This window comes from Methylobacterium sp. UNC378MF, from assembly GCF_900103195.1.
In the GTDB taxonomy this organism is placed as follows: Bacteria; Pseudomonadota; Alphaproteobacteria; order Rhizobiales; family Beijerinckiaceae; genus Methylobacterium.
In genome coordinates, this window is sequence record NZ_FMWU01000010.1 from 77,348 (window position 1) to 102,277 (window position 24,930).

At 70.9% G+C, this 24,930-nt stretch carries 21 protein-coding genes, 2 pseudogenes and 1 riboswitch; of the genes and pseudogenes, 12 read left to right on the forward strand and 11 right to left on the reverse strand.

Features of this window, described 5'->3' with window-relative positions:
* The first annotated feature begins 2 nt into the window (after positions 1-2).
* The 3 genes and pseudogenes from BLT59_RS12280 (at position 3) to BLT59_RS12290 (ending at position 2,111) form a co-directional block, all read left to right on the forward strand.
* Entirely contained in the window at positions 3-683 is a 681-nt protein-coding gene (locus tag BLT59_RS12280; RefSeq protein WP_091779899.1) for a DUF1214 domain-containing protein, read from the forward strand.
* Positions 671-1,300 (forward strand): DUF1254 domain-containing protein, encoded by a 630-nt coding sequence (locus tag BLT59_RS12285; RefSeq protein ID WP_091779902.1) that lies wholly within the window; start codon positions 671-673, stop codon positions 1,298-1,300. Before BLT59_RS12280 ends, BLT59_RS12285 begins: the two co-directional genes overlap by 13 nt.
* Positions 1,301-1,445: 145 nt before the next feature.
* Positions 1,446-2,111 (forward strand): annotated as a pseudogene (locus BLT59_RS12290) (isocitrate lyase/phosphoenolpyruvate mutase family protein).
* A 121-nt stretch (positions 2,112-2,232) separates the two neighbouring features.
* Here BLT59_RS12290 and BLT59_RS12295 read toward each other — a convergent pair.
* Both BLT59_RS12295 and BLT59_RS12300 read right to left on the reverse strand, forming a co-directional pair.
* Entirely contained in the window at positions 2,233-3,057 is an 825-nt protein-coding gene (locus BLT59_RS12295) for a hypothetical protein (RefSeq protein ID WP_175544004.1), read from the reverse strand.
* A 53-nt stretch (positions 3,058-3,110) separates the two neighbouring features.
* Entirely contained in the window at positions 3,111-3,323 is a 213-nt protein-coding gene (locus BLT59_RS12300) for a hypothetical protein (protein ID WP_091779906.1), read from the reverse strand.
* Between the two features lie 439 nt (positions 3,324-3,762).
* Here BLT59_RS12300 and BLT59_RS12305 point away from each other — a divergent pair, with 439 nt between their 5' ends.
* Together BLT59_RS12305 and gshB are read left to right on the forward strand one after the other, a co-directional pair.
* Positions 3,763-4,056 (forward strand): hypothetical protein, encoded by a 294-nt coding sequence (locus tag BLT59_RS12305; RefSeq protein WP_091779910.1) that lies wholly within the window; start codon positions 3,763-3,765, stop codon positions 4,054-4,056.
* 46 nt (positions 4,057-4,102) lie between these two features.
* Complete coding sequence (gshB, locus tag BLT59_RS12310) at positions 4,103-5,059, forward strand: glutathione synthase (protein ID WP_091779913.1); 957 nt, start codon at positions 4,103-4,105, stop codon at positions 5,057-5,059.
* 139 nt (positions 5,060-5,198) lie between these two features.
* On the opposite strand, the gene BLT59_RS12315 is transcribed toward gshB, so the two are convergent.
* Both BLT59_RS12315 and BLT59_RS12320 read right to left on the reverse strand, forming a co-directional pair.
* On the reverse strand, positions 5,199-6,734 hold the full coding sequence (locus BLT59_RS12315; protein ID WP_091779916.1) for a cation:proton antiporter: 1,536 nt from the start codon (positions 6,732-6,734) through the stop codon (positions 5,199-5,201).
* A 57-nt stretch (positions 6,735-6,791) separates the two neighbouring features.
* Positions 6,792-8,237, reverse strand: coding sequence for a carbohydrate porin (locus BLT59_RS12320; protein WP_091779919.1), 1,446 nt, complete (start codon positions 8,235-8,237; stop codon positions 6,792-6,794).
* 121 nt (positions 8,238-8,358) lie between these two features.
* Between BLT59_RS12320 and BLT59_RS12325 the strand changes: the two genes are divergently transcribed.
* Positions 8,359-9,957 (forward strand): gamma-glutamyltransferase family protein, encoded by a 1,599-nt coding sequence (locus BLT59_RS12325; protein ID WP_091779921.1) that lies wholly within the window; start codon positions 8,359-8,361, stop codon positions 9,955-9,957.
* 34 nt (positions 9,958-9,991) lie between these two features.
* Here BLT59_RS12325 and BLT59_RS12330 read toward each other — a convergent pair whose 3' ends face one another.
* From BLT59_RS12330 to BLT59_RS12340, 3 genes are all read right to left on the reverse strand, one after another.
* Positions 9,992-10,849, reverse strand: a complete 858-nt coding sequence (locus BLT59_RS12330) for a class I SAM-dependent methyltransferase (protein ID WP_091779924.1) — start codon at positions 10,847-10,849, stop codon at positions 9,992-9,994.
* Between the two features lie 12 nt (positions 10,850-10,861).
* On the reverse strand, positions 10,862-11,371 hold the full coding sequence (locus BLT59_RS12335) for an OsmC family protein (protein ID WP_091779927.1): 510 nt from the start codon (positions 11,369-11,371) through the stop codon (positions 10,862-10,864).
* A 116-nt stretch (positions 11,372-11,487) separates the two neighbouring features.
* Positions 11,488-12,612: an aminotransferase class I/II-fold pyridoxal phosphate-dependent enzyme gene (locus BLT59_RS12340; protein WP_091779930.1), complete on the reverse strand. Its 1,125-nt coding sequence runs from the start codon at positions 12,610-12,612 to the stop codon at positions 11,488-11,490.
* Positions 12,613-12,703: 91 nt separating this feature from the next.
* On the opposite strand from BLT59_RS12340, the gene BLT59_RS12345 reads away from it, so the two are divergent.
* From BLT59_RS12345 to BLT59_RS12355, 3 genes are all read left to right on the forward strand, one after another.
* Entirely contained in the window at positions 12,704-13,969 is a 1,266-nt protein-coding gene (locus tag BLT59_RS12345) for an adenosylmethionine--8-amino-7-oxononanoate transaminase (RefSeq protein ID WP_091779933.1), read from the forward strand.
* 134 nt (positions 13,970-14,103) lie between these two features.
* The gene (locus tag BLT59_RS12350) at positions 14,104-14,493 is read left to right on the forward strand and encodes a response regulator (protein ID WP_091779936.1); all 390 of its coding nucleotides are present in this window, start codon (positions 14,104-14,106) and stop codon (positions 14,491-14,493) included.
* Positions 14,494-14,628: 135 nt separating this feature from the next.
* The gene (locus tag BLT59_RS12355) at positions 14,629-15,204 is read left to right on the forward strand and encodes a MarR family winged helix-turn-helix transcriptional regulator (protein ID WP_244513958.1); all 576 of its coding nucleotides are present in this window, start codon (positions 14,629-14,631) and stop codon (positions 15,202-15,204) included.
* Between the two features lie 9 nt (positions 15,205-15,213).
* Here the strand turns inward: BLT59_RS12355 and BLT59_RS12360 are convergent.
* Positions 15,214-15,615 (reverse strand): annotated as a pseudogene (locus BLT59_RS12360) (GTP-binding protein); the annotation flags it as partial.
* 151 nt (positions 15,616-15,766) lie between these two features.
* Here BLT59_RS12360 and BLT59_RS12365 point away from each other — a divergent pair.
* Positions 15,767-17,911 carry a TonB-dependent receptor gene (locus BLT59_RS12365; protein WP_175544005.1) on the forward strand — a complete coding sequence of 715 codons (2,145 nt, stop codon included), beginning with the start codon at positions 15,767-15,769 and terminating at the stop codon, positions 17,909-17,911.
* A 24-nt stretch (positions 17,912-17,935) separates the two neighbouring features.
* On the opposite strand, the gene BLT59_RS12370 is transcribed toward BLT59_RS12365, so the two are convergent.
* Together BLT59_RS12370 and BLT59_RS12375 are read right to left on the reverse strand one after the other, a co-directional pair.
* Positions 17,936-19,420, reverse strand: coding sequence for a peptidase (locus BLT59_RS12370; protein ID WP_091779942.1), 1,485 nt, complete (start codon positions 19,418-19,420; stop codon positions 17,936-17,938).
* Positions 19,414-21,597 carry a TonB-dependent receptor gene (locus tag BLT59_RS12375; RefSeq protein WP_091779945.1) on the reverse strand — a complete coding sequence of 728 codons (2,184 nt, stop codon included), beginning with the start codon at positions 21,595-21,597 and terminating at the stop codon, positions 19,414-19,416. The genes BLT59_RS12370 and BLT59_RS12375 overlap by 7 nt, the downstream gene beginning before the upstream one ends.
* A 282-nt stretch (positions 21,598-21,879) precedes the next feature.
* A riboswitch (cobalamin riboswitch) is annotated at positions 21,880-22,073 on the reverse strand.
* A gap of 211 nt (positions 22,074-22,284) precedes the next feature.
* Here BLT59_RS12375 and BLT59_RS12380 point away from each other — a divergent pair.
* Positions 22,285-22,647 carry an NUDIX hydrolase gene (locus BLT59_RS12380; protein WP_244513966.1) on the forward strand — a complete coding sequence of 121 codons (363 nt, stop codon included), beginning with the start codon at positions 22,285-22,287 and terminating at the stop codon, positions 22,645-22,647.
* Positions 22,648-22,789: 142 nt separating this feature from the next.
* Positions 22,790-24,184: an RluA family pseudouridine synthase gene (locus tag BLT59_RS12385; RefSeq protein WP_091780253.1), complete on the forward strand. Its 1,395-nt coding sequence runs from the start codon at positions 22,790-22,792 to the stop codon at positions 24,182-24,184.
* On the opposite strand, the gene BLT59_RS12390 is transcribed toward BLT59_RS12385, so the two are convergent.
* On the reverse strand, positions 24,151-24,882 hold the full coding sequence (locus BLT59_RS12390; protein WP_244513959.1) for an alpha/beta fold hydrolase: 732 nt from the start codon (positions 24,880-24,882) through the stop codon (positions 24,151-24,153). The genes BLT59_RS12385 and BLT59_RS12390 overlap by 34 nt on opposite strands.
* Between the last annotated feature and the right edge of the window lie 48 nt (positions 24,883-24,930).

Sequence of the window (24,930 nt, forward strand, 5' to 3'; positions counted from 1 at the left end):
GCATGAAGCTCACGATCCCTGATGCATTCGGCAGGGCCTCGCCCGCCCGTGCTCCACGTCACGGCGCGGTCCGGTTCATCCTGCGCCTCTGGCGCAAGAGTTCGATCGCTGGCCTCGCCGTCTACGTCCTGGCGTTGGGGGCCCTCCTCGGGCTCGCCAGCGCCGATTGGGCCACGAGTGGCGGCTATCCGTTCGGCGGGGTGCAGGTCGGGTCCTGGACCGCTTGGCCACGGGCTGGCGCCGCGAATGCCGATCCCTATACGCGCGCGGTCAATGCGCGGCGGGGGGAGATCCCTCTGGCGGTCGGGGAAGGCCTGCTGCTCACGGCGGCGGTCGACGATTCCGGGCAGGCTCTCGACGCCACCTGCACCTACCGGATCGGCGGCGCAACGCCGCCCGCCCGCGCCTGGACCGTCACGGTGGCCGGCCGTGGCCCGCGCGAGCCCGGGCGCGCGCCCCTGCGCGAAGGCTTCACTTCCACGGAAGTGCTCCGCGCGGCGGATGGGCGGTTCGCGATCATGCTGGCGCCGGACGTTCAGCCAGGGAACTGGCTCCCGAGTCCACGGGCGAGCGGCCCCGTGCGTCTGGCTCTGCGCCTCTACGACACCCCGGTCGCCGCCAGTGTCGGAGCCCTCGATCGGAATTCCGTGCCGGCCATCACCCGCCTGGGATGCGCCCCGTGAGCCTGCGCTTCGTCTACGCCACGCTGATCGGCCTGGTGCTCGCCGGGATTGTCCACGTCGCGGCGGTCCTGGCGATCCCCGCCTTGTCGGAAACCGACGCCGTCTCGCGTGCCCGCACCAGTGAGAACCTCGACCATCCGCAATCGATCTACACGGTTGCCACTGGTGACGACCCCTCCCCGGCCGAGGCATGGCTGCCGATCCCGGATCCGGCGGTGGCGGTGGGTGTCTGCGCCTACAATCTCGCCGACGGACCGATGCGCGTTTCGGCCCGCACCGGGGCCCTATCTCTGTCGCTCGCCGCGCATGGCCGCCGGGGTGCCTTCTACGCGGTGACCGATCAGGCGGCGGTTCGCGGTGCCCTCGACCTCGTGATCCTCACCCGTGCCCAGTACGACGAGGCGCTCGCCGATGACGACGAGAACGACCCGAGCCGCGACGTGCGCATCGTCGCGCCCGACACGCGCGGGTTCGTTGTGGTGCGGGTGATCGCCAGCCTACCGAGCCAGCGCCCCGCCGCCAATGCCGCGGTCCAGGCCGTCTCCTGCACCACCGACACGCCTGCGGACGACACGGCGACGGGCAAGGATGCGTCCGGCAAGGGCACGGGGCGGTAGCCGGCAGGTCGAAACGGACTCGTCGTGTCGGCCGATCTCGGATCTTGACGGCCGCATCTCCTGAGGAGGGCGGATAGGATCCGGCGCGTGTCGTTCCCTCTTTGTGCCGATCCGGGATAGGTTCAGCCCTCAGACGGAGATGCGCATGTCCTGCCTGGATGCCAAACACAAAGCCTTCCTGACGCTACACGAGCGGCCCGGTGCCTTCGTGATGCCGAACCCGTGGGACGCAGGCTCGACGCGTATCCCGCAGGCCTTGGGATATGAGGCTCCGGCGACGACCAGCGCGGGCTTTGCCTTCTCCATCGGGCGCCGGGACTCCACCGCCGCCCTGTCTCGTGATGCGATTCTGGAGAATGCCCGCGCCATCGTGGAGGCGACCCATCTGCCCGTCTCGGCCGATCCGGAAGACGGGTTCTGTGAGGCCTCCGAAGAATGCGCGCCGAGAACTACCTGTGGGGCAAGCCCGACCTCGACGGCACGATTCGCCGTCTGCAGGCCTTCGAGCAGGCGCGCGCACGTCTTGAACGCACCGAACCTGCCGGATCCGGACGCTGTTCGGACCGTGTGCGCCGCAGTGAGCCGCCCGGTCAACGTCGTGGCGGGCTTGTCGGGGCAGCAGCACACGGTGGCTGAGTTGCAGGACGCCGGTGTGAAGCGGATCAGCGTCGGCGGGTCATTTGCGCAGGCGGCGCTCGGCGGTCCGGCGCGGGCCGCGCAGGAGGTGCTCGAGCGGGGCACGTTCACCTACGTATCCGAGGCGATGTCGGCACGTGAGGCGAAGTCCCCCACGGCCGATGCGGCTCGATAAATTCGTTCACGTTCCACGCCGAACCGCCGGGAAGAGACCGGCGCTGCGTGTGATTATGCTGGGTGATCCCAGGCGCTGACCTTATCCGCAGGGCGTTTTCGGGAAGATTGCCCCCCGCCGCTCAGTCCTTGACCACCAGCGGCCCCGCCTGCGCAACCGGCAACGGGGTGGGGACCGGTCCGAGGCCGCATCGCGCCGCGGCATCGGGAGGAAGGAGCGGTTCGAGCAAGTTGCGGCGCGCGGCCAGCATCATGATGGAGCGCTCGGCCGAGACCGATTCCGGCGCCGGCGCAGCGGCGAACAGGTGCTCCAGGGCGAACCGGTAGCGGGCGAGCCGCAGGCCGGCCTCGAAGCGCACCCAGGCGATCAGGCAGCGGTTCTCGGCCACCCGCTGGACGGCATCCCGCATTGCGGCATCGTCGAGGGTCTTGGCGAAGGGCAGGCTGCGCAGTCGTGCGGCATCCGCGTCGATCACGCGGGCGGCCAGCGCCACGAAGATCGGGATCAGCCGCGCATCGGCGGTCGCGTCGTCACTGAGCTTCCGGTAGCGGGAGACCGGGGAGCGGGACGGCTCCGCCGTCAGGGCCTCGTAATAGGCGCCGACCTCCTCGTAGCGCCATGTCGGCGGGAGCGCGTGGGCGCTGGCGAGGCCGAACACCGTGTCCTGGAACGCCGCGAAGCTGCTGGCGGGCTCGACGAAGCGCCACGCGCGGTCGCGCAGGGCCTGCTCGTCGTCGGTGAGGCCGGACTCAAGCAGCAGACGCCCGCGATCGCGGCTGCTGAAGCTGCCTGTCGTGTCGATGAGCCCATTCCAGACGCCTGTGCGCGGCCGGCCGAAATCGCCGCTCTGGGTGCAGGCGGCGAGGAGCGCCAGCATCGCGCCGAAGGGGGCGAGACGAAGGGCGAGGCGCGTGCGGTCGAACGGCCGGCGATCCGGGACTGACATGGGGTAACCGTCGATGGCGTCGCGCGGCCGGAGGGATATGCGCCTTGGCGCCCTCAGGACGCGAGGCGCTCGTAGCGGACGCCGAGGAACAGCAGGATCTCGCCGCGTCGCTCGCTGGAACGCGGTACGCGCGAGGTCGGCCGCGCCTCCGCGGCGGGAAACGGAATCAGCGTGGCGGACGCGGTCGGGGCAGCCCTGCGAGTCGGATCGGCAGCGTTCTGCGACGGACGGAGTCCACCGGTCTCCTGCGGCTTGAAAAGGGTCATGGTCTCCGGCTCCTGTCGGCGGTCCGAGCATCTGGCCCGGGCCCTTCGGAGGGCGTCGGCAAGGGCTACCGAAACAATCCAGCACGACGTAGTTAACGGAGTCTTTCCAGGCTTCGCCCGCGGAAATGGTATGCGACGGGAGTTGGCGCGCGAATTGCTGTGCCTCTCACGCCCATGGCGGGCGTTTCCTCCCTTCGACTTAAGGCCCTGTCCGACCCCGGACAGGGCCTTCTTGTTACCGGACACTCATGCTTGGGCCGCGGCCCGGTGCGACCTGCGCGCCACACTGGGGTGAAGCGTGGCCGCGACGTTCCTGCGCGGAACCCGCGGCGACCTCCCGCGCTTGCCTACCGCCCGGCCCGACCGATATGCCGGACACGGGCGAGGGCGGGACTGCCGCGTCGGTTCTCCGCCCGATCGAGATTGAGGACACCGCTGAATGCGACTGGTTCCGGAACGATCACTGCGCTTCTCTCGCCGCGGCGGGTTGGCCACGGCGGCGCTCGCACTGCTCGCGCTGACGGCCGCCCCCGCCTATGCCCAGCGGGAGGACCAGGGTCTGCAGCTCGGCTGTGCGAACGATTATTTCCGTCTCTGCGCGGGCGTCGACCCGAACAGCCAGGATGCGGATCGCTGCATGATGCGCAACCGCAAGCGCCTGTCGCCCGAATGCCGCTCGGCGATCGGCGACTACGACAAGCGCACGGGCAGCAAGTCGCTGTCCGACGATTGAGACCGCATCGGGTCGAGATGCCCGCCGTTGGCGAGAGGCGTTTGGTATGAGCCTGACCGTCGCGGTTCAGATGGACCCGATCCAGAATATCCGGATCGCGGGCGACACAACCTTTGCCCTGCTGCTGGAGGCCCAGCGGCGGGGACATTCCCTCGTCTACTACACGCCGAACCGGCTCTCGATGCAGGGGCGGCGCGTGACCGCGCGGGTCGAACGCCTGACCGTGCAGGATGTCGACGGGGCGCATTTCACGCTGGCGCCGCCGGAGCGGATCGACCTCGCCGAGGCCGATGTGGTGCTGATGCGCCAGGATCCGCCGTTCGACATGGCCTACATCACGGCCACCCACATGCTCGAGCGGATCCACCCGCAGACGCTCGTGGTCAACGATCCATTCGAGGTGCGCAACGCACCCGAGAAGCTGTTCGTTCTCGACTTTCCCGAGCTGATGCCTCCGACCCTGATCAGCCGCGACAAGGCGGAGATCGAGGCCTTCCGACTGGAGCACGGCACGGTGGCGATGAAGCCGCTGCACGGGCATGGCGGCGCCGCGGTGTTCAAGGTCACCGAGAAGGACCCGAATTTCGGGTCGATGTTCGACCTGTTCGCCACCACCTTCCGCGAAGCCTGGGTCGTCCAGCGCTACCTCGACCGGGTCACGGAAGGCGACAAGCGCATCATCCTGGTCGACGGCATCCCCATGGGTGCGGTCAATCGTGTCCCGGCGGCGAACGACATCCGCTCGAACATGGTCCGGGGCGGTGCCGCCTCCGCGTCGGAGCTGACCGACCGCGAGCGCGAGATCTGCGCGACGATCGGCCCGGAACTCGCGCGGCGGGGCCTGGTCTTGGTGGGAATCGACGTCATCGACGGCCATCTCACCGAGATCAACGTGACCTCGCCAACCGGAATCCGGGCGATTCAACGCCTCGGCGGGCCGGACCTGTCGGTGGCTGTCTGGGATGCGATCGAGGCGCGGATCGCGGCGCGCAACGGCGTGTGAGAGCGCTCCGCTGACGCGGCCATCCGCCGTCGCGCGCGCAGTGAAGCGACCCGGCGCCGCGCAGCGTCTGCCCGCGGTGTGTCATCAGCGATTCCCCTGCTCGGCGCATCAGGGCGGCGACTGACCCTGGATACCGCACTCACGTTTCCGCGCGCGGCGTCGCGCTGAGTTCGGCCCAGTCGAACTCCTCCTCCAGCAGGTAATAGGCGTCGTCGCCGATCCGCCCCTGGCGCCGCAGGGAGAGCACCGCATCGCGGGCGGCCTCGACGGCTCGGCGACGTGCGGCATCCGCCGGGAGGCTCTCCGGCGCCCGGCCCTCCTCGTGCGCTTCAGCCTCCGCGAGCGCCGCGCGGAACTCCGCGCGCAGGGCGTCGGCTGCCGGTTCATCCTCGGCGTCGGAAAGGCTGTCGAGGGCGGCCTGGTAGGCGGCGGCCCGGGCCCAGCCGGTCTCCCGCCCGACCGGGTCGTCGTCCTCCAGCTTCAGGAAAGCGAGGAGCGGGCGCAGGGTCAGGCCCTGCACGATGAGCGTGCCCAGCACGGTGAAGAAGGCGGTGAAGACCACGAGATCGCGGTGGGGAAAAGCGGCGGGCAGCGCCAGCGCAGCCGCCACCGTGACGATGCCGCGCATGCCCGCCCAGGACAGGGCGAGACCCGGCCCGAGCCGTGCCGGCGCGCCGGCCTGCCGGAGGCCGAGCCCGCGCATACCCGTGGTCGGCAGCACCCAGGCGAGACGGGTCACCACCACGGTGGCGAAGGTGGCACCTGCGAGGATCAGGGCCTGCCACGCATCCGGGCCGGTCAGCCGCTCCCGGATCGGGTCGATCTGGATGCCGATCAGCACGAAAGCCAGGACGTTGAGCACGAACACCGCCGTGTCCCAGACCGCGTAGGAAATCACCCGGGCGCGTGGCGCCGTGATGCCCGGCGCCCGCCGGGCGACCGTCACCGCGAAGGTGACGATGGTCAGGACCCCTGACAGCTCCAGCCGCTCGGCGGCGAGCCAGATCCCGAAGGCCACGACGAACTGCATCACGATCGCGCTCGCCGGGTCCGTCACGCGCCGCGTCAGCGCGACGAAGAGCAGACCGAGGACGGGGCCGACGACCAGGCTCGCCACGACGCCCAGAAGGAAGGCGGGCGCCACCTCGGCGGGGTGGAACGTGCCGGCCATCGCGGCGGCCACGCCGAGCCGGTAGATCAACAAGGAGGCCGCATCGTTGAGCAGGCTTTCGCCGCGCAGGATCGTGGCGAGCCGGTGGGGCATCGGCGCGTGCTTGAGCACCGCCAGCGCTGCCACCGCGTCCGGCGGCGCGACCACTGCGCCGAGCACGATGCAGGCGGAGATCGGCATGTCCGGCACGACGAGCCGCGCCACGACCGCGACGGCGAGCGTGGTCACTGCGACCGCGCCGACCGCGAGCCCCAGCACCGCGCGCCAATTGTCCTTCATGTCCCGGACTGAGGCGTCGAAGCCGGCATCGAGCAGGACGGGCGCCAGGAACAGCGCGAGGGCGAGTTCGGGGTCGAGCCGCAGGTTCGGGACACCGGGCACGAAGGCGAGACCGACCCCGCCCAGCGCCAGGAAGGCCGGATAGGGTGCGCCCAGCCGGCGCGCCAGACCGGCCAGAAGGACGGCGCCGAACAGGACGCCGACAACCCACTCGAAGATCAGCATGCTGCGGAAAGAACCGGGGCACCGTCACCGTTCCCGGCATCGCCGTCGCAGGCCGGCTCAGTACTGCACGGTGGCGCGGACCCCGAGCACCGCGGCGTTGCGCAGGCGGTGCCCGTCAGGCCCGGCGATGCCGGCGCCTGGATGGATGACGTATTGTGCGTCCGGCTGAACCGTGAAGCCCGGACCGACGACGGCCTGATAGGTCGCCTCGATCACCGCCTCGGCGCGGCGCCTTGGCATCGGCATGCCCGTATAGAGGATCGTGTCCCGGTCGGCCCGCTGCGCCTCGTCGCTGATGCGGGCGTAGGCGACGCTGAGGCCGATCGTGTCGTCGTCGCGCCCGTCGAACAGGCCTTTGTAGGCCAGTCCGGTATCCAGGTAGGCGTCGATCAGGCTGGAACGGGTGGGCGACCATGCGGCCCGTACGAAGAAGCCGAGACCCTCGTCGTCCTTGCCGGATTCGCGGTACAGGGTCTGGTCATAGATCGCGTAGAGGCCGGCATTGCCGCGCACCGGACGGCCGATCCCGCTGGCGTTCGGATCGGCGAGCGGCACGCCGGTGATGTCGAAGCGCAGGCTGTCGAAGCGGCCGAAATGCTGCCAGCCGCCGAGGGTGATGTCCCCAGGCAGGCCCTTGGCCCCCGGGGCGATGTTGTACGCGTAGGTCGCCTCGGCGATGACCAGGGCCGGATCGCGCACGCGGAAATTCGTGCCGGTCCGATCGAGGCGCTGCGCCTCCGGATCGTCGCCCGGCCGATTGGCGCCTGCCGGATCGCCGTCATAGAGCCCGACCTGCAGGGAGAAGCCGTTGCCCGGCGCGTATTTGGCCCGGATCGCCGGCGCCGCGAGCGGGTAGGCCGGGCCGCCGCTCGGCAGGTCGAGCCCGGTGATCGCCGGCCATCCGAAGGTGGAGTTCACGAACAGGGTCGCGGTCTGACTGACGAAGAACTCGGTGTCGGCGGCCTGCTGCCCGATCCGGAGGCCGAGCTGGCCGTCCATCAGGCTCTGGTCGAGCCAGAGCACGTAGAGACGGCTCGACGGCAGCGCCTCGATGACGCTCGTGGTCAGCAGGTTGCCGACATAGTAGCGCGACAGACCGGTGCCGTGGATGAAGTAGGCGTTGGCGTGGACCGTGGCGCCCTGCCAACCCACGAGCCGGTCGAGGTCGAGATTGAGCCGCAGGTTGAGGCGATCCTCGACAATCGCGCCCTGCCGCAATCCGCCGACGGGGTTGCCGAGCACGTCGGCGATGTAGGTCAGGCTGTACTCGATGCCCCGCTCTTTCAGAATCGGGCGGATCCCCAGCGGATCGCCGAGCGGGCCGAGAGACGGCTCCACCGATCGGACATAGCCGCCGGAGGCTTGGCTGGTCGTCTCAGGCTGGGAGACCGAGATGCGGGGATCGGCGCCCGCACCCTCGAAGACGGTCGGGACATGCTGCTGCGCTGCGGCAGGCACGGCCGACAGGCCGACGGCGAACCAGGGTGAGAGTGTCCGGAACATTGGCCGCTTCTGGGCGACAGCACGCTTACAGCATAGCACGGCGCACCGCCTGGACATGCGTGGCCTTTGCAGGATGCACAGGCTCGCCTAACCCTGCGCCGGTTACACCACAGGACCACTGATGCCCGAGACTCCCGTCTTCACCGCTGCCGCCGTCGCCGCGCCCCACAGCCTCGCCGCCCAGGCCGGCCAGACTGTGCTGGCCCAGGGCGGCAACGCCATCGAGGCGATGGTGGCGATGGCCGCTTCCATCGCGGTGGTCTATCCGCACATGAACGGCATCGGCGGCGACGGCTTCTGGCTGGTGCGCGAGCGCGGCGGCCGGGTGCGCGGCATCGAGGCCTGCGGACCGGCCGGCCGCCTCGCCACGATGGCGCGCTATCGGGAGAAGGGCTACGACGCGATCCCCGCGCGGGGTCCCGACGCCATGGTGACGGTGGCTGGCGCGGTGGGCGGCTGGCGCCTCGCCCTGGAACTGGCCCGCGCATTGGGCGGGCGCCTGCCCCTGGAGACGCTGCTTGCCGACGCGATCGGCCAGGCGCGCAACGGCGTGCCGGTCTCGCCTTCGGAGGCGCGCTACGTGCCTCAGGAACTCGACACGCTGCACGATGCCCCGAATTTTTCGAAGACGTTCCTGAAGGACGGCAAGCCCTATCCGGCGGGGGAGACCCGCGCCCTGCCGCTTCTCGCCGCCACATTGGAGCAGCTCGCCCATGCCGGCCTGAGCGACTTCTACCGCGGCGATATCGGCCGGGAGATCGCCGCCGACCTGGAACGCCTCGGCGCGCCGGTCACCCGGGCGGATCTCGAGACCTTCGCGGCGGCCGAGCGGGCGCCGCTCTCGATCCGGCGCCGCGACGCGACGCTCTACAACTTCCCGCCGCCGACCCAGGGACTCGCCGCGCTGCTGATCCTCGGGATTTTCGACCGGCTGAACATCGCCGAGGCCGAGAGCACGGCGCATTATCACGGGCTGATCGAGGCGACGAAGCGGGCCTTCGCGATCCGTGACCGGGTGGTCACCGATTTCGCGCGCCTGCGGCATGACCCTGCCGCTTTCCTGACAGCGGAACGGCTCGCCCGCGAGGCGGCACAGATCGAGATGGGCCGCGCCGCCCGGGTGCCCCTGCCCGATCCGGGCCACGGCGACACGGTCTGGATGGGGGCGATCGACCAGGACGGCCTCTCCGTCTCGTACATCCAGTCGGTCTACTGGGAGTATGGCTCCGGCACGGTTCTACCCGCGACCGGCATCTGTTGGCAGAACCGGGGCATGTCCTTCTCGCTCGATCCGAAAGCCGTGAACCCGCTGGAGCCGGGCCGGCGGCCGTTCCACACGCTGATCCCGGCGCTGGCCTGCTTCGATGATGGCCGGGTGATGAGCTACGGGAGCATGGGCGGCGACGGGCAGCCGCAGTTCCAGGCTCAGATCTTCAGCCGCTACGCCGATTACGGGATGTCGGTCGCCGACGCGGTCGACGCGCCGCGCCTCCTCTACGGACGCACCTGGGGCGCGCCCTCTCTCAGCGTGAAGGTGGAGGACCGGTTCGATCCGGCTTGCATCGCGGCGCTCGGCCGCCTCGGACACGAGGTCGAGGAACTGGGCGGACCCTATATCGACTCGCTCGGGCATGCGGGCATGCTGGTCCGCCACGCACGTAACGGGCGGATCGAGGCGAGCCACGATCCGCGCTCGGATGGCGGCGCGCTGGGCCTCTGAGGGGCGTGCCGCCTCGGCGGCACGTGACGACTGCTCACCCCGCCTGAACGAGCCAGCAGGCGGCGCGCAGACTGACGGTCCCCCCTTGGGCGTGGCGCCGCAGAACCTCCGTCACCGCCGCTTCGGCCTGCATCCGCAGATCCGGCGCGGCCTCGCGGACGAGGTGCGAATTGGGGCCGAGGTCGAGAGACACGTGGGTGGCCGTCGCGGTCGCCGCCGCGTCGGTCTCGCCCTGTCCGAGGACGATGTCGCGGTCGAGCGCGTCGCAGGTCACGCTTGCGAACCCGGCGCCGCGCAGGAGTGCGACCAGCGGGTCGGCATCGGCGAAGCGGAAAGGCCCGGGTGTGTCGGGCTGGGGTGGCGGCGGGATCTCGGGCAGGAGCGGCAGAACCGCGTCCCGCGGCACGCTTACCCAGAGGTTTTCGGAGAGCGGCCGCCAGCACAGGAAGGTGAGCCGGCCGCCCGGCTTGAGCATCCGCCGCAGGTTGGCGAAGGCACGCCCTGAATCCGAAAAGAACATCACGCCGAAGCGCGAGAGGGCGTTTTCGAAGTGCCCGAGATCCGCCTGCTCCACATCGGCCTCGACGAATACGACCGGGGCCGCGCCCGGCGCCTCCGCGGCGACGCGGCTCCGGGCGACAGCCAGCAGCGGCGCCGAGATGTCGGCTCCGGTCACAGCGCCGCCGGGCCCGATCCGGCGCGCCGCTTCCAGGGTCGTGGCCCCCGCGCCGCAGCCGATATCGAGCACCCTATCACCGGGGGCGAGGGGCGCACGGGCGAACAGCGCCTCGGTCAGCGGGACGAACATCGCGTCGAGGACGGCTTGGCTGCGCGCCCAGCGCACGCCGACCTCGCCGTTCCAATACTCGGTCTGGGTGACACCGCCCGCCATAACGCTCCTCCCTCAGACGGTGGTCGTCGCCACCGACAGTTCGGGCTTGTGGTTCAGGGTCTGGAACACCACGCAGTAACGCTCGGTGAGCTTGAGCAGCTGCGCAAGCTTGTCCTCCGGTGCGTCGGTGTCGAGTTCGAAGAACAGGCGGATGCTGCGGAATCCCACCGGCGCCTCCTTGTCGACCCCGAGGGTACCGCGGAAATCGAGATCGCCCTCGGCGCTGACCGTGCCGGACCGGAGCGGGATCTCCAGAGCGGTCGCCACCGCCTTGAGGGTCACGCCCGCGCAGGCGACCAGCGCCTCCAGCAGCATATCCCCCGAGCACAGCTCCGCGCCCGATCCGCCGGTGGCCGGATGAAGCCCGGCCTCCGCAATGGCGCGGCCAGTCTCGACCTTGCAGGCAATCTTGGTGTCGTCCAGCGTGCCCCTGGCCTTCAGGGTGATGACCGCCGCGTCCGGCGCGGTGCGGTACTTGTCCTTGATCGGAGCCTGGAGGGCTCGCAGCGCAGTGGCATCCATGGCGTCGTCCTCTCGAATTCGCTTCGCGCCCGCTTCTCTGCGGCGGGCCGGCCGGAGCGCTCCGGCTCCGTCGAGGCTCCGGTATAGGTGCGCGGCGTGCGGACGGAAAGCGGCCCTCAGGCCCGCCCGGTGAGTGCGGCAACCGCCTCGGCCATGGCGTCGACCTGGGCTTCGTCGTGGGCGGCCGAGAAGGCCACCCGCAGCCGTGCGGTCCCGGACGGAACCGTCGGTGGGCGGATCGCCACCACCAGGAAGCCGGCCGCCTCCAGCGCGGCCGAGATGTCGAGCGCCGCCTGCGCCTCGCCGACCAGGACCGGCACGACGGCGCTCTCGGCCTCCGGCAGCCTCAGGCGGGCGGTGAAACGCCGGGCGAGCGCCACGGGCCGGGCCCGCCGGGCGGGCTCCGCCTCCAGGATCGCGAGGGCCTCCAGGGCGGCCGCTGCAGAGGCCGGAGGCAGGCCCGTCGTGTAGACGAAGCTGCGGGCGCGGCTCGTCATCAGATCGATCACGGGGCGCGACGCGCAGAGATAGCCGCCATACGAGCCGAGCGCCTTCGACAGTGTCCCCATCTCCAGCGGCGCCCGCGGGCCGTCCTCGACCACGCCGATGCCGTGGGCGTCGTCCACGAGCGTCCAGGCGTCGAAGGTCTCCGCGATGCCGAGGATGTCGCCGAGCGGCGCCCGGTCGCCGTCCATGCTGAACACCCGCTCGGTCAGCACGAGGGCGCGGCCGTGATGGGACCGGTGCTCGGCGAGCTGCGCCGCAAGGTCGCCGGGATCGTTGTGGCGGAACGTCATAACCCGCGCGCCCGACAGTCGCGCGCCGGCCCACATGCAGGCATGGGACAGCTCGTCCAGCAGGACGAGGTCGCCGCGCCCGGCCAAGGCCGGGGTGATGCCGAGATTGGCGAGATAGCCGCTGCCGAAGACCAGGGCCGCTTCCAGGCCCTTGTGTCGCGCCAGACGTTCCTCCAGCGCGCCGAGATACGGGTGATCACCGGTCACGAGCCGGGACCCGCCCGCCCCCGCGCCGTACGCAGCCGCGGCAGCCTGCGCAGCGGCGATCACGCGGGGATGGTGGGAGAGGCCGAGATAGTCGTTGCAGGAGAACGAGACGAGCGCCCTGCCCTGCCGGGTCGCCGCGGCGGCCGGGCCGCGCTCGGTGGGCCTCAGCCGACGGCGCAGGCTGCCGGTCTCCAGGGCGTCGAGTTTTCCGCGGGCGAAGGCGTCGAGGCTGTCCATCAGGCCGGGGATGGGAGCTGCCGCGGCGGCAAAGTCAAGCGGCTCGCGCTGGACGCTTGACCCCCGTCCATGGTCCCACCATGCCGGACGCATGACCCGCGACGCGCCCGCCCGCCATCTCTGGCGGCCCTACACGCAGATGCGCCTCGCCCCGCCACCCCTGGAGGCGGTGGCGACGCGCGGCACCCGCATCGTGCTCGCCGACGGCCGCGAACTCGTGGATGGTATCGCCTCCTGGTGGACGGCCGTGCACGGCTACAATCACCCGCACATTGCCCAGGCCGTGGCCGACCAGCTCGCGCGCATGCCGCACGTGATGTTCGGCGGCCTCACCCATCAGCCGGCCGAGCGGCTGGCGGCCCGGCTCGCCGCCCTGCTTCCGGGCGACCTCGATCACGTCTTCCTGAGCGATTCGGGTTCGGTCGCCGTGGAGGTTGCGCTCAAGATGGCGGCGCAGATGTGGATCAACCGCGGGGTGAGCGGTCGGACGAAGGTCCTGGCCTTCCGCGGCGGCTATCATGGCGACACGATGGGGGCGATGTCGGTCTGCGATCCCGAGGAGGGGATGCATCGCCGCTTCGGCGCCTACCTGCCCACCCAAATCTTCTGCGACCTCCCGCGCGGCGCAGTCGAGACTGCGGCCCTCGACGCCGCCCTGGCGGCCCATCGCGACACCCTGGCCGCCGTGATCGTCGAGCCGCTGGTCCAGGGCGCGGGCGGTATGCGGATGCATCCGCCGGAGGTGCTGGCGACCGTCGCGAGGCTCGCGCGCCGCCACGGACTGCCGCTCATCGCCGACGAGATCTTCACCGGCTTCGGGCGCACCGGCAGCCTGTTCGCCTGCGAGCAGGCGGGGATCGTGCCCGACATCCTGTGCCTGTCGAAGGCGCTCACCGGTGGCACGATGGCGCTTGCCGCCACGGTCGCCCGCACGGAGGTGTTCGCGGCGTTCTGGTCCGAGGATCCGGCAGCCGCGCTGATGCACGGTCCGACCTTCATGGCCAATCCGCTGGCCTGCGCGGCAGCCAATGCCAGCCTCGACCTGTTCGAGGCGGAACCGCGCCTGACTCAGGCCCGCGCCATCGCGGACCGCCTTGCGGAGGGGCTGGAACCCCTGCGTCGGGTGCCCGGCGTGGCGGATGTTCGGGTTCTCGGTGCCATCGGAGCGGTGCAGTTCGCGCGGATGCCTGATCTGGCTGTCCTCAAGGCGAAACTGCTCGCCCAGGGCGTCTGGGTCCGGCCATTCGGCGACATCGTCTATCTCACCCCCGCCCTCACGATTGACGCGGCGGATCTCGACCGGCTGATCCAGGCGGTCGCCGCCACGGTGACCGCGCTGGCGCCGGCATCGACATGATGCCGGCGCCTTCCACATTCCCGTGACCAGCGCCCGCGCTGGCCTGCAACCCGAGGCCGTTTCTGCCGTTGGGCCTAGGGCTGGAGACGCGTGCGGCGGCCCGCGCGGCCGGACGCTGCCGGAGGGAGTACACAGTGGCGAGCGAGCAGACGGGTGCGAGCGGCGATCGGCCGGTGATCCTCCTCGTCGAGGACGAAGCACTGACGATCATGGACCTCGGGGATGTGTTGGAGGAAGGCGGCTACGACACCGTTCAATGCGCCTCGGCCGAGCGGGCGCTGAGCATTCTGCAGGCGCGCCCTGACATCTGCGGTCTGGTCACAGATGTGCAGCTCTCGGGAAAGACCGACGGGTTCGACCTCGCAAGCTCCGTGGCCGAGGCACGGCCGCAATTGCCGATCCTGATCGTGTCCGGGCGTGCGGCACCGGACCCGGCCCGCATGCCCGAGCATGCCGAGTTCATTGCCCGTCCCTGCACCGGTGAGGACATTCTGGATCGACTTCAGCGCCTCATGCACTGCTGAGCGCTTCTCTCAACAAGCCCCGTCATCGCACCGTCACCGGTCCGCGCCACAGGGTCCTGGGCGGCCGCTTGATGGGGGTGCACGGTGCAGATTCAGGATCGTCCGGCGGCCGCCGGCACTAATTCGGGCGCGTCGGTGGGCGACAAGCACAAGCGCGATCATCAGGACGAGGCCGCTTCCGTGCTCGGCCTCCCGTCGAAGAAATTGAGGCCGCCGGGCGTCCGCAGCGTCGGTTGGGCCCTTGTCCAGGCGGCGCGCCTCCATCGGGCCCGGACCGGCGACCGCCTCGCCAAGCTCGGCCTGTTCGCCGGGCAGGAGCAGGTGGTCCAGGCGCTGGCCTCGGCCGGCACGATGACGATGGGCGATCTCGCCGCGCTGCTGCGCGTCCGGCCGCCCACCGCCTCCAAGACCGTGACGCGGCTCGCGGCTCTCGGCATCGTCGAGCGCCGGGCCGAATCGGGCGACGGCCGCGTGGTCCGGGTCCAGCTCACCGAGGCCGGCATGGCCAAGGCGGAGGCCATCGAACGGATCCAGGAAGAGGTGGAGGCCGAGTTGCTCGACCACCTCGACAAGACCGATCGCCGCCGCCTCCGGAAGCTTCTGCGCAAGGCCGCCCGCGGTCTGGCCGAGGCGGCGGGCGCCTCCGGTCAGACGACCGAGGCGGATGCCGAGATCGAGGCTGAGGACGAAGCCGAGGCGCTGGCGACCTGATCGGCCGATTCAGGCCGCGCGCTGCCAGGCCGGGAACGGATCCGGGAGGCCGCGACAGGGCTCGGGATCGAACGGCGCCTGATCGGCGCCGGTCTCGATCAGGCAGGCATCGAGCGCCGCGGTGAGCCCGGCCTCGTCCATGCCGGTGCCGATGAAGACCAGCTCCTGGCGTCGGTCGCCCCAGACTTCGCTCCAGACATCCTGCAGCCGCTCCCGGAACTCGGGCGCCTCCGGCCAGCGCCGCCGCGGCACCGACGACCACCAGAAGCCCATCGCGGAGACCCGAGCCACGGCGCCCGCCAGGGAGAACGCGCCGACCCAGTCCGGCCGCGTCGCCAGCCAGAAATGGCCCTTCGCCCGGATTAGGCCCGGCCAAGTGGCCTTGACGAAGGCGTTGAAGCGCTCCGGGTCAAGATGTTTGGTTCGGCTTGCCCAAGGCCCCACAGCCACGCTGTTGCAACGATGTAACGTTTCCCGGTCTTCTTGGGTCCCAGCTAAGTTGACCCTTGCGCGCCGCCGACGTGCCGCAACAATGAAACGATATAACACTGTGTGAGTCCCGATGTCCCTCTCTCGCCGCTTTGGCTTTCTCGCCAGCACGGTCCTTTCTTCCACTCTCTGCGCTGGCCTGCTGGGCCCATCCGACGCCCAAGCCCAGCAGGCTGTCGCGCTCGACGAGATCAGCGTCACCAGTCCGAGTCCGATCCAGGCGCCGCGCACCGCACCCGTGGCCGATGTCTCGGTCCCGATCGGCATCCTGCCGGTGGCGACCAACACGTTCTCGCCCGTGACCGTGGTCACGCAGGACCAGATCGCGCGCGATCAGCCCCGGACCCTGGGTGATGCCCTGTTCGATCGGCCGGGCATTTCGGGAACGTCCTACGCGCCGGGCGCGGCCTCGCGACCGATCATCCGTGGCCTCGACAATGCCCGGGTACGGATCCAGGAGAACGGCATCGTCAATGGCGGCGTGTCCGACCTCGGCGAGGACCACGCCGTGCCGGTGAACCCGCTGGTCGCCGACCGGATCGAGGTGATCCGCGGCCCCGCGACCCTGCGCTATGGCTCCGGCGCCATCGGCGGCGTCGTCTCGGCCGACAACAACCGGGTGCCGACCTTCATCCCGGCGAACGGAGTGCAGGGGCAGGTCACCAGCGGCTTCTCCAGCGTGGACAACGGCCGGCTCGGGGCCGCCACGGTGGATGCGGGCGGCGACGGCATCGCGGTCCACGCCGACGGCTTCAAGACCGCCAACGACAGCTACGCGATCCCGGGGGGGATCCAGCGCAATTCCTACAACGAGTCGCAGGGCGGCGCGGTCGGCATCTCGGCGATCGGCGACCGCGGCTTCGTCGGCATCTCCTTCAGCCACTACGACGCGGTGTACGCGATCCCCGGCGGCGTCGCCGAGCAGGACCGGACCCGACTGACCCCCAACCAGGACCGGGTCCTGTCGCGGGGCGAGTACCGCCCGCTCGACGGACCCTTCGAGGTGATCCGCTACTGGGCGGGCTACTCGGTCTACCGCCACAACGAGGTCGGGATCGGCGACGACGGAATCGAGGGCGTCCAGGCGATCTTCAAGAACCGCGAGGCGGAGGGGCGTCTCGAACTCCAGCACGTCCCGGTCTTCACCCCGTTCGGCAAGCTCACCGGCGCGCTCGGCTTTCAGTCGGACCGGCGCGTGATCAACACGCAGCTCGAATCGTTCCTGCCGAAGACGGAGTCGCGCGCCAACGCGGTCTACCTGTTCGAGGAGCTGGAACTGCGCCCGGGCACGCGGCTGCAGGCGGCCGGGCGCTACGAGGTCGACCGGCTGTCGAGTACGGCGGCGCAGTTCCCTTCCGACTACGTGCCGGCCGACGGCCAGGAGCCGTTCCAGTACGCGCGGACCCGGCGCTTCGCCCCGAAGAGCGCCAGCATCGGCGCCCTGCAGGAGCTGCCCTACGGCTTCGTGGCGAGTCTCACCGGCTCCTATGTCGAGCGCGGGCCCACGGGCTACGAGCTGTTCTCGCAGGGTCCGCACGACGCCACCGCGACCTTCGAGATCGGCAACCCGAACCTCAAGAAGGAGCGCGCCCGGACCGTCGAGGCCAGTATCCGGCGGGCCGAGGGGCCGTTCCGCCTCGACGCCACTGGCTACTTCACGCGCTATACCGGCTTCATCTACCGCAACTATACCGGCCTGATCTGCGACGACGACTTCGCGTCCTGCGGCACCGGCACCGACAACCGGCAGATCGTCTACCAGCAGCAGAACGCCACCTTCTACGGCGCCGAGATCATCGGCCAGTACGACCTCGTTCCGGTGGGCAACGGCTTCGCCGGAATCGAGGCGCAGTTCGACTTCGTGCGCGCCCAGTTCGACAACGGCGCGAACGTGCCGCGCATCCCGCCCTACCGGCTCGGCGGCGGCGTCTACCTGCGGGCTGACGGGTGGTTCGCGCGGGTGAACCTGCTCCACGCCTTCAGCCACGACGCCACGGCCGTGTACGAGACGCCGACCCCCGGCTACGACGACCTGCGCGCCGAGCTGAGCTACACCAAGGCCGTCGATCCCGCGGTCTACGGGGCGAGCGCGATCACCCTCGGTGTCCAGGGCCGCAACCTCCTGAACGACGACATCCGCAACGCGACCTCGTTCAAGAAGGACGAGATCCTGTTGCCGGGCCGGAACGTGCGGCTGTTCCTGACAGCGCGGTTCTGAGGGCCGCGTCGGCCATCGGAGGTCCTATGCCGAGAGGGTCCGGCGCAGCCTGCGCCAGCCCGCGACGATCCCCGTCACGGCGATCCCGGCCGCCAGGAGGTTCAGCACCCACTGGGCCGCGGCGTGGAGCAGTCGGCTGCCCGTGAGCCCTGGCAGGTCGAGGCGGTGCGCCGCGTCGAACAGCCAGCGGTTGATCCGGCCCGAGCGGTCCAGGCGCTGGAGGATGGTTCCGTCCCGGGGATCGACGTGGAGCCAAGTGGCGTCCGGGTCGCCGAACCGCAGGCGCAGCACCGGGAGCGGCCGCGGATCGGACCCGTGCGGGTACCAGTACAGATCGTAGGCACCCAGGCGCTCCGCCGCCCGCAACCCACCGCCGGGCAGCGCAGCGCCGGCGGCCCGCGCGATCGCGGCATCATCGAGAACGGCGCCGTCATCCGCGCGGCGCGCCGGAACGCCGGCCGTGCCGTCGGCCGGATCGTCGGCGACGACCCACCACGATCCGCCGATGGTAGCGAAGCGCAGCGCCCGCGTCCCGGGCCCGGCGAAGCCGCGCAGGGCTTCGGCGGTGAGGCCGAGGGCCCGAGGCTGCCCGGCATAGGCGGCGCGGACGGTCGCCGGCGCGGCACTCGACGAGAACCAGCGGTTCGGGTTCATCGAGATCCAGCCGCTGAGGATGAAGGTGCTCAGCCCGATCCCGCCCGCGAGGCCGAACAGGTGGTGCCAGCGGCCGAGCCCGCGATAGGGTGTGACCGCCCCGCCCGCGTAGCGGCGTCGGAGGCGCAGGCGCCAGATCCCGATCGCCAGCCCGCTCAGCGCCCCCAGGGCGGCGAAGCCCGACAGCCAGAGCAGGACCGCCCGCCACAGCTCCGGCCGGGCGCGCAGCGGCGTGAGGTAGATCCAGTGCGCCACGGCGCCGACCCAGTTCCAACCCCGCTCGGACCGGGTCGTGTCGAGGACGATCTCGCCGGTGACCTGCGAGACGTAGAGCTCGGTCCACGCCGGGTCGCCGAGGGCGACCTTCAGGAAAGGGCGGAGCGGGTCGTACCGGGCCGTGACGGTCCACTGGTCGCGCTCGACCGGCGCGACCCGCGCATCCGGAGCCCCTTCCGGAGTCCCCTCGGTCGCGAGACGCAGCGCGTCTTCGGGCGTCACCGGGCCGAGCCGCGCCCCGGTCCGCGCCGAGACCGTGGCCCGACGGCCGTCGCGGTCGGCGATCCGGTAGACGGGCTCCCCGCCTCGCATCTCCAGGCCGAAGGCGGCCGGCACGCCGCCGAGGCCGCCGGCCCGCAGCGCCGCGTCCGGCGCGACCGCGACTTGGTCCCAGGCGATCGGGCCGAGCCGTGACAGGCGCTCGGCCTCGGTGAGTGCCGGGAACGGCACGTAGAGCATCACCAGCCCGGATCCGATCCACAGCGCGAAGAACAGCCCCGCGACGATCCCGGCCCAGCGGTGGAACAGGAGCAGCCAGCGCCGTCCCGCCTTGCCGAGCCGAAGCCGCAGGCTCACCACGTCACCGTGTAGGCAACCTCGACCGAGCGCGGGCGCCCGAGCAGCCAGTTGGTGCCGGCCCCGTTCACGGCGTTGCCCGAGATCGCGTAGACCTTGTCGAACAGATTGTAGACCCGCACGGACAGGCGCGACTCCGCCGTGACCTGATGGTCCAGGACGAGGTTGACGAGGTTGTAGGCCGGGCGCCGCGCCGTGTTGCCGAAGTCGCTGTAGACCTGCCCGACATTCTGCAGCCCGACCCGCGCGGTCCAGTCGCGGGTGACGTCCCAGGTCAGCCAGAGGTTGGCCACGCGCTCCGGCACGTCGATCGGCTGGTTGCCGGCATACGAGATCGTGGCGCCGCTCACCGTCTGGTCGAACCGGTCGTACCGCGCGTGGAGGAGCGCGAGGTTGCCGTCGAGCCGCCAGCCGGGTGCGAACCGCCAGCCGACCGCCAGCTCGAACCCTTGGGAGGACTGGCTCCCCACCTGCGTGGACAGCGTCGGCTGGCCGGGGACCGCCGAGATCAGGTTGTCCTTGACGATCCGGTAGCCTGCGACGGTCCATTCCAGGGCGCCGTCAAAGGCCAGACCCTTGGCGCCGATCTCGACCTGATCCCCGGTCGCCAGCTTGAAGCCGGCCAGCGACTGCGACAGCGTGATCAGGCTGTTCACCGGGTCGGTGGCGAAGCTGTACTGGGTGTAGAGCGCGCTGTCCGGCGTCGGGTTGTAGACGAGGCCGAACCGGTAACCCAGCGCCCGGTAGGTCTTCTCGAACCGCGATCCCGTCTGCAGATCCTCCCGGTTCAGCGTGGGCACGTCGAGGCGCACGCCGGTGAGGAACGAGAGCTTGTCCGACAGGAGCACTCGATCCTCGGCGAAGACCGAGGCCTGGCTCGTCTGCGTGGCGTAGGCCGGACGGGCACGCCCGTTCTGCGGGAAGAAGCCCGGATCGTAGCCGACGAGCGGCACGCTCGTGGTCTGGTCGAAGTAGAAGTTGTTGGTGTGGCGGAAGTCGATGTGATTGACGTCGAACCCGGCCACGAACTGGTTCGGCAGACCGAACAGGCTGCCCCGGAGGGTCGCGTCGAGCCGGTCCCCGACCTGTTCCTGGCTGTGGTAGATCTCCAGGTAGTCGCCCCGGTCCACCAGCCCGGTGCCGCGGTTGTAGGAATATTGCTCGACATCGAGCCAGTGGCGCCGGCTGGTCAGCCGGTACGCGGTGTTCCGGATCGTGACGTCGGCCGAGGGCGACCACTCGGTCTTGAGCTGAGTCCAGTTGTCGGCCCAGGTAATCTTCGCGTCGCGGACATTGTAGTTGTTGAACCGGATCAGGTCCGGGATCCGGCCCTCGACCAGCGGCGTGCCCCAGTAGCGGGCGGGCTCCTGGTAGCCGAGATCGTGGCTCAGGGTGAACGCGAGGTCGGCGCTCGGTCGGAACAGCAGTGCGGCGGAGACCGCGAGGTTGCGGAAATCGCCCTCCGGCCGGATCCAGCCGTCCGCGCGGTTGCCGCTGACGTTGAGGCGATACGCGAAGGTGTCGCCGAACTCCGCCTGTCCAATCGGCCCGCCGGAGTCGAAGGCGAGGCGTGCGACGCCGTCTGTGCCCACCACCGCGCGGGCGGCGTTGATCGGAACGAAGACCGGCTTCTTCGGGACCACGTTGATGACGCCGCCGATGGCGCCGTCGCCGTAGAGCACCGAGGACGGCCCGCGCAAAACCTCGATCCGCTCGACGTTCCACGTGTCGAACGGGAAGGTCACGGTGTTGGCGCCGACGTAGAAGCGCGTGCCGTCGTAGAGCTGCTGGATCGAGTTCGGCCCGGCGAAGCCGCGGGACGTGAATGCGCCGTTGCCGTTGCCGGGCGCCGCGATGGTGGTGATGCCTGTGGCGTCCTGGGTCACGGCCTCGGCGATCGTGTCCTGACCGCGCAGCCGCGCGGTCTCGCCCGACACGATGTCGAGGCTGGCCGGCGTCTCCAGCGGCGTCAGGCCGAGGCGGCTTGCGGTCCGGTCGGAGGTGCGCAGGTTGAGGCCGTTCGGCGGCAGGCGGCTCGGGTCGCCGCCCGCGCCCGCGACGGATAGTTCATCCAGGGTGACGGCCTCCTGGGCAGCGGTCGGACCGGCGAGGAACGCCAGCAGCACGCCGTAGAGCGGGGCCCGCCCGCCGAGGCGGGAGCGATGGGTCTGTGGAGACATGGGAGAAGCGGTCCCTGCACGGCGCGCGCCGGCCCCCGCGTCCTAACTGCATTGTAATAACATTACAATGCCCGCTGTCCGAAGGCCTCAGCCTGCTCGGGCGCGCGACGGCGTCCCGGTGCAGGAATCGGTGGGCTTGAGACGGAGGGGACAGGCATGGGGAACGACGTCGCGGGCGCGCTTGCTGTGGCACGTCACCGCGAACGAGGCCTCGGCGACCGCCTCCCCTCGGGACTGGCGGCGCCTCGACACCCGCCAGGACACCCCGCCCGGCGCGTTTCGCGTGTGACCACGGCTGACGGCAGGTCTCCTGGCTCGCGGGTCGCCGCCCTCGCACCGTCTTCCCGGGGTGACCCAGTGACGTGGTGGTGAAGGGCTCGCCGCTTACAGTTGCGGGGGCAGCCGCGGCTTCGGGGCGAACCCCTCATCGCGTTCCCTTTTGATCCCCGAGGGGAACCGTCGAGGCAGAGCTTGGCCGTAGTGTGACCGGGCGTCAACCGTGTGTCTGGTCGTTGCCGTGGATCGACGCGCGGCGCGCCGACCCGTTGCGGCTTTGCCGACGACGGGTTAGCCGATGCGAAATGACCGTCTGGCGGCCCCCCTGCGGAAATTCGCGTCAAGGCGCTGGGCCTGCCCAGGCGCGGCAACAGCCTGCTGGTCGCCGAGGTCCGTGCGGATGACGGGCGGCTGAAGGGCGTCCGACCCCTCGGTGGCAGCGTCGCGTTCGGCGAGAGTGCCGAGGACGCCCTGATCCGCGAGTTCGAGGAGGAGCTCGGCGTCACCGTCTCGGTGCTCGGCGGACCACGCGTCATGGAGAACATCTTCACGCACGAGGGGCAGGTCGGGCACGAGGTGCTGTTTCTGTTCCCGGTCGCCCTGCCGCCCGGTCGGTTCGACGGGCAGGAGCGCTTCGACTTCCACGAGGATTGCGGCACCGCCTGCGTGGCGCGGTGGTGCGATCTGGACGGGCTCGACGTGCCGGGCGGCCCGGATCTCTTCCCCGCCGGCCTGAAGGCCCGGCTCCGCGACGCGTGGGACGCGCAGCCTTGACGGACGGAACCGGCCCGGCGCCTTTGCCGCTCGGCGCCGGCGATGCTACAGCCGGGCAATCCCATCGGTCCGGACGTCCGCGACGCCGCGGCCCATGCGCCCGGACGCTCCGTCCGACGCGAAGACGGGTGCCGGCGGAAGCATGACGACACGACCTCCCAAAAGCGGCGGGCCGAAGGGGCGCAAGCCTCAGGCCGGCAAGTTCCAGGCTGGCAGACCCCCGGCCGGCAAGTTCCAGGCCGACGGCCGTGCTCGCACGGGCCCGCGCACCAGCGCCCGCGACGCCGCCGAGCGCGCGGCGCGCAATCGCGGCGACGACGCCGGCGCGCGCGATCCCTGGGGAGGGCAGGTCGCCGCGGCCCCCGCGCCGGCTCGGCCCCCGAAGCCGCGCCGCGACGCCGCCGCACCGCGGGGTCCCGCGGTGGCCAAGCCCGGCAGCCGGCCTCCGGCCAAGCGCGCGGCGGCCCCAGCTCCTGCTCCCGCCCCCGCTCCCGGTCCGACCCGGCGCGAGCAGCGCGCCGCCGCCTCGGCGACCCTCGCCTCCGGCGTGCAGACCCTGACGGTCGAGCCGGACGAGGCCGGGATGCGGATCGACCGCTTCCTCACCGCCCGCTTCCCGCTTCTGCCCTTCACCCGCGTGCAGACCATCGTGCGCAAGGGCGAATTGCGGGTCGACGGCAAGCGCGCCAAGCCGAACGACCGGCTGGAGCCGGGCATGAGCGTGCGCGTGCCGCCGCTGCGCCTCGACCAGCCCACCGAGCGCCCGCGCAGCGCCGCCCGCGAGCAGGATGACGCCGAATTCATCCGCTCGCTGATCCTCTACGAGGATGCCGACATGATGATCCTCAACAAGCCCTTCGGCCTCGCGGTCCAGGGCGGCTCGGGGACGGTCCGGCACGTGGACGGCCTGCTCGCCGCCCTCACGGGTCCGGACGGCCAGAAGCCGCGCCTCGTCCACCGGCTCGACAAGGATACGGCCGGCTGCCTGATCGTTGCCAAGACCCGTCTCGCCGCCGCGACGCTGGCCAAGAGCTTCCGCTCGCGGGCGGCCCGGAAGATCTACTGGGCGCTCACCGCGGGCGTGCCGCGGGTCCGGCAGGGGCGCGTCTCGACCTACCTCGCCAAGGAGGAGCCCACCGACGCCGACGCGCGGATGCGGGTCGCCAAGCACGGCGACGAGGGCGCGAGCCACGCACTGACCTACTACGCGATGGTCGATCAGGCCGCGCAGAAGCTGTCCTGGCTGTCGTTCAAGCCGGTCACCGGCCGCACGCACCAGCTGCGCGCCCATGCGGCCCATATCGGCCACCCGATCGTGGGCGATCCGAAATACTTCTCGGTGGAGAACTGGGAGCTGCCGGGCGGCATCCAGAACCGCCTCCACCTGCTCGCCCGGCGGATCGTCATCCCGCATCCGCGCACCGGCAAGCCGGTGGACGTGAGCGCGCCGCTCCCGCCCCACATGGCCCAGAGCTGGAATCTCCTGGGCTTCGACGCCGCCCGCTACGACCCGATCGTCGAGGCCCCGGAGGCCTGAGCCCGCAGCCAGGGCACGATCGCGTCGGCCAGCGCATGCGGGGCTTCCAGCGGCAGCATGTGGCCAGACCCGTTGATCACCGTCAGCGCCGCGCCCGGGATGCCGTCGCGAAGCTCCTGCGCCTCGTCGAGGCTGCGCAAGGCGTCCTGAGCTGCCGCCACGACCAGGGTCGGGCAGCCGATCGCGCCGAGGCTGTCGCCGTCGGATTCGCGGGCCTGCCCGGCTTGGCGCAGGAAGACGGGTCCGCCGAGCCGGTCGCCCATCTGCCGAATGCGCGCGACCAGAGCGGTGTCGCCGGCCCGGCCCGGATGCACCGACTGGAGGATCGCGCCCCGGCTGAGGCCCCTGTAGCCCTGCTGGCGGATATGGGCGATCGCGGCCGCCTTCCGGCGCGCCTGGGCTTGCGTGTCGGCCCGCGACGAGGTGGCGACGAGGACGAGCGCCTGCACCCGTTCGGGCACGAGCCGCGCGACCGCGCGGGCGACATAGCCGCCCATCGAGAAGCCGATGAGACCGAATCGCGCAGGAGCCGCCGCCGCCACCCTGCCCGCCATGGCGGGAATGGTGGCATCCTGGCTCAGATCGCCGTGCGTCAGCGGCCCGACCTGCGCGAGGCGCTCGGCCATGTCTGACCAGAGGTCGGCATCGGTCATGAAGCCGGGCAGCAGCACGAGGTCCATCGCCGGATCGTCCTTCATACCTTCGGATCGCCTCCGCGAGCCCCGCCGCGCCGCAGCCTCTTCCGT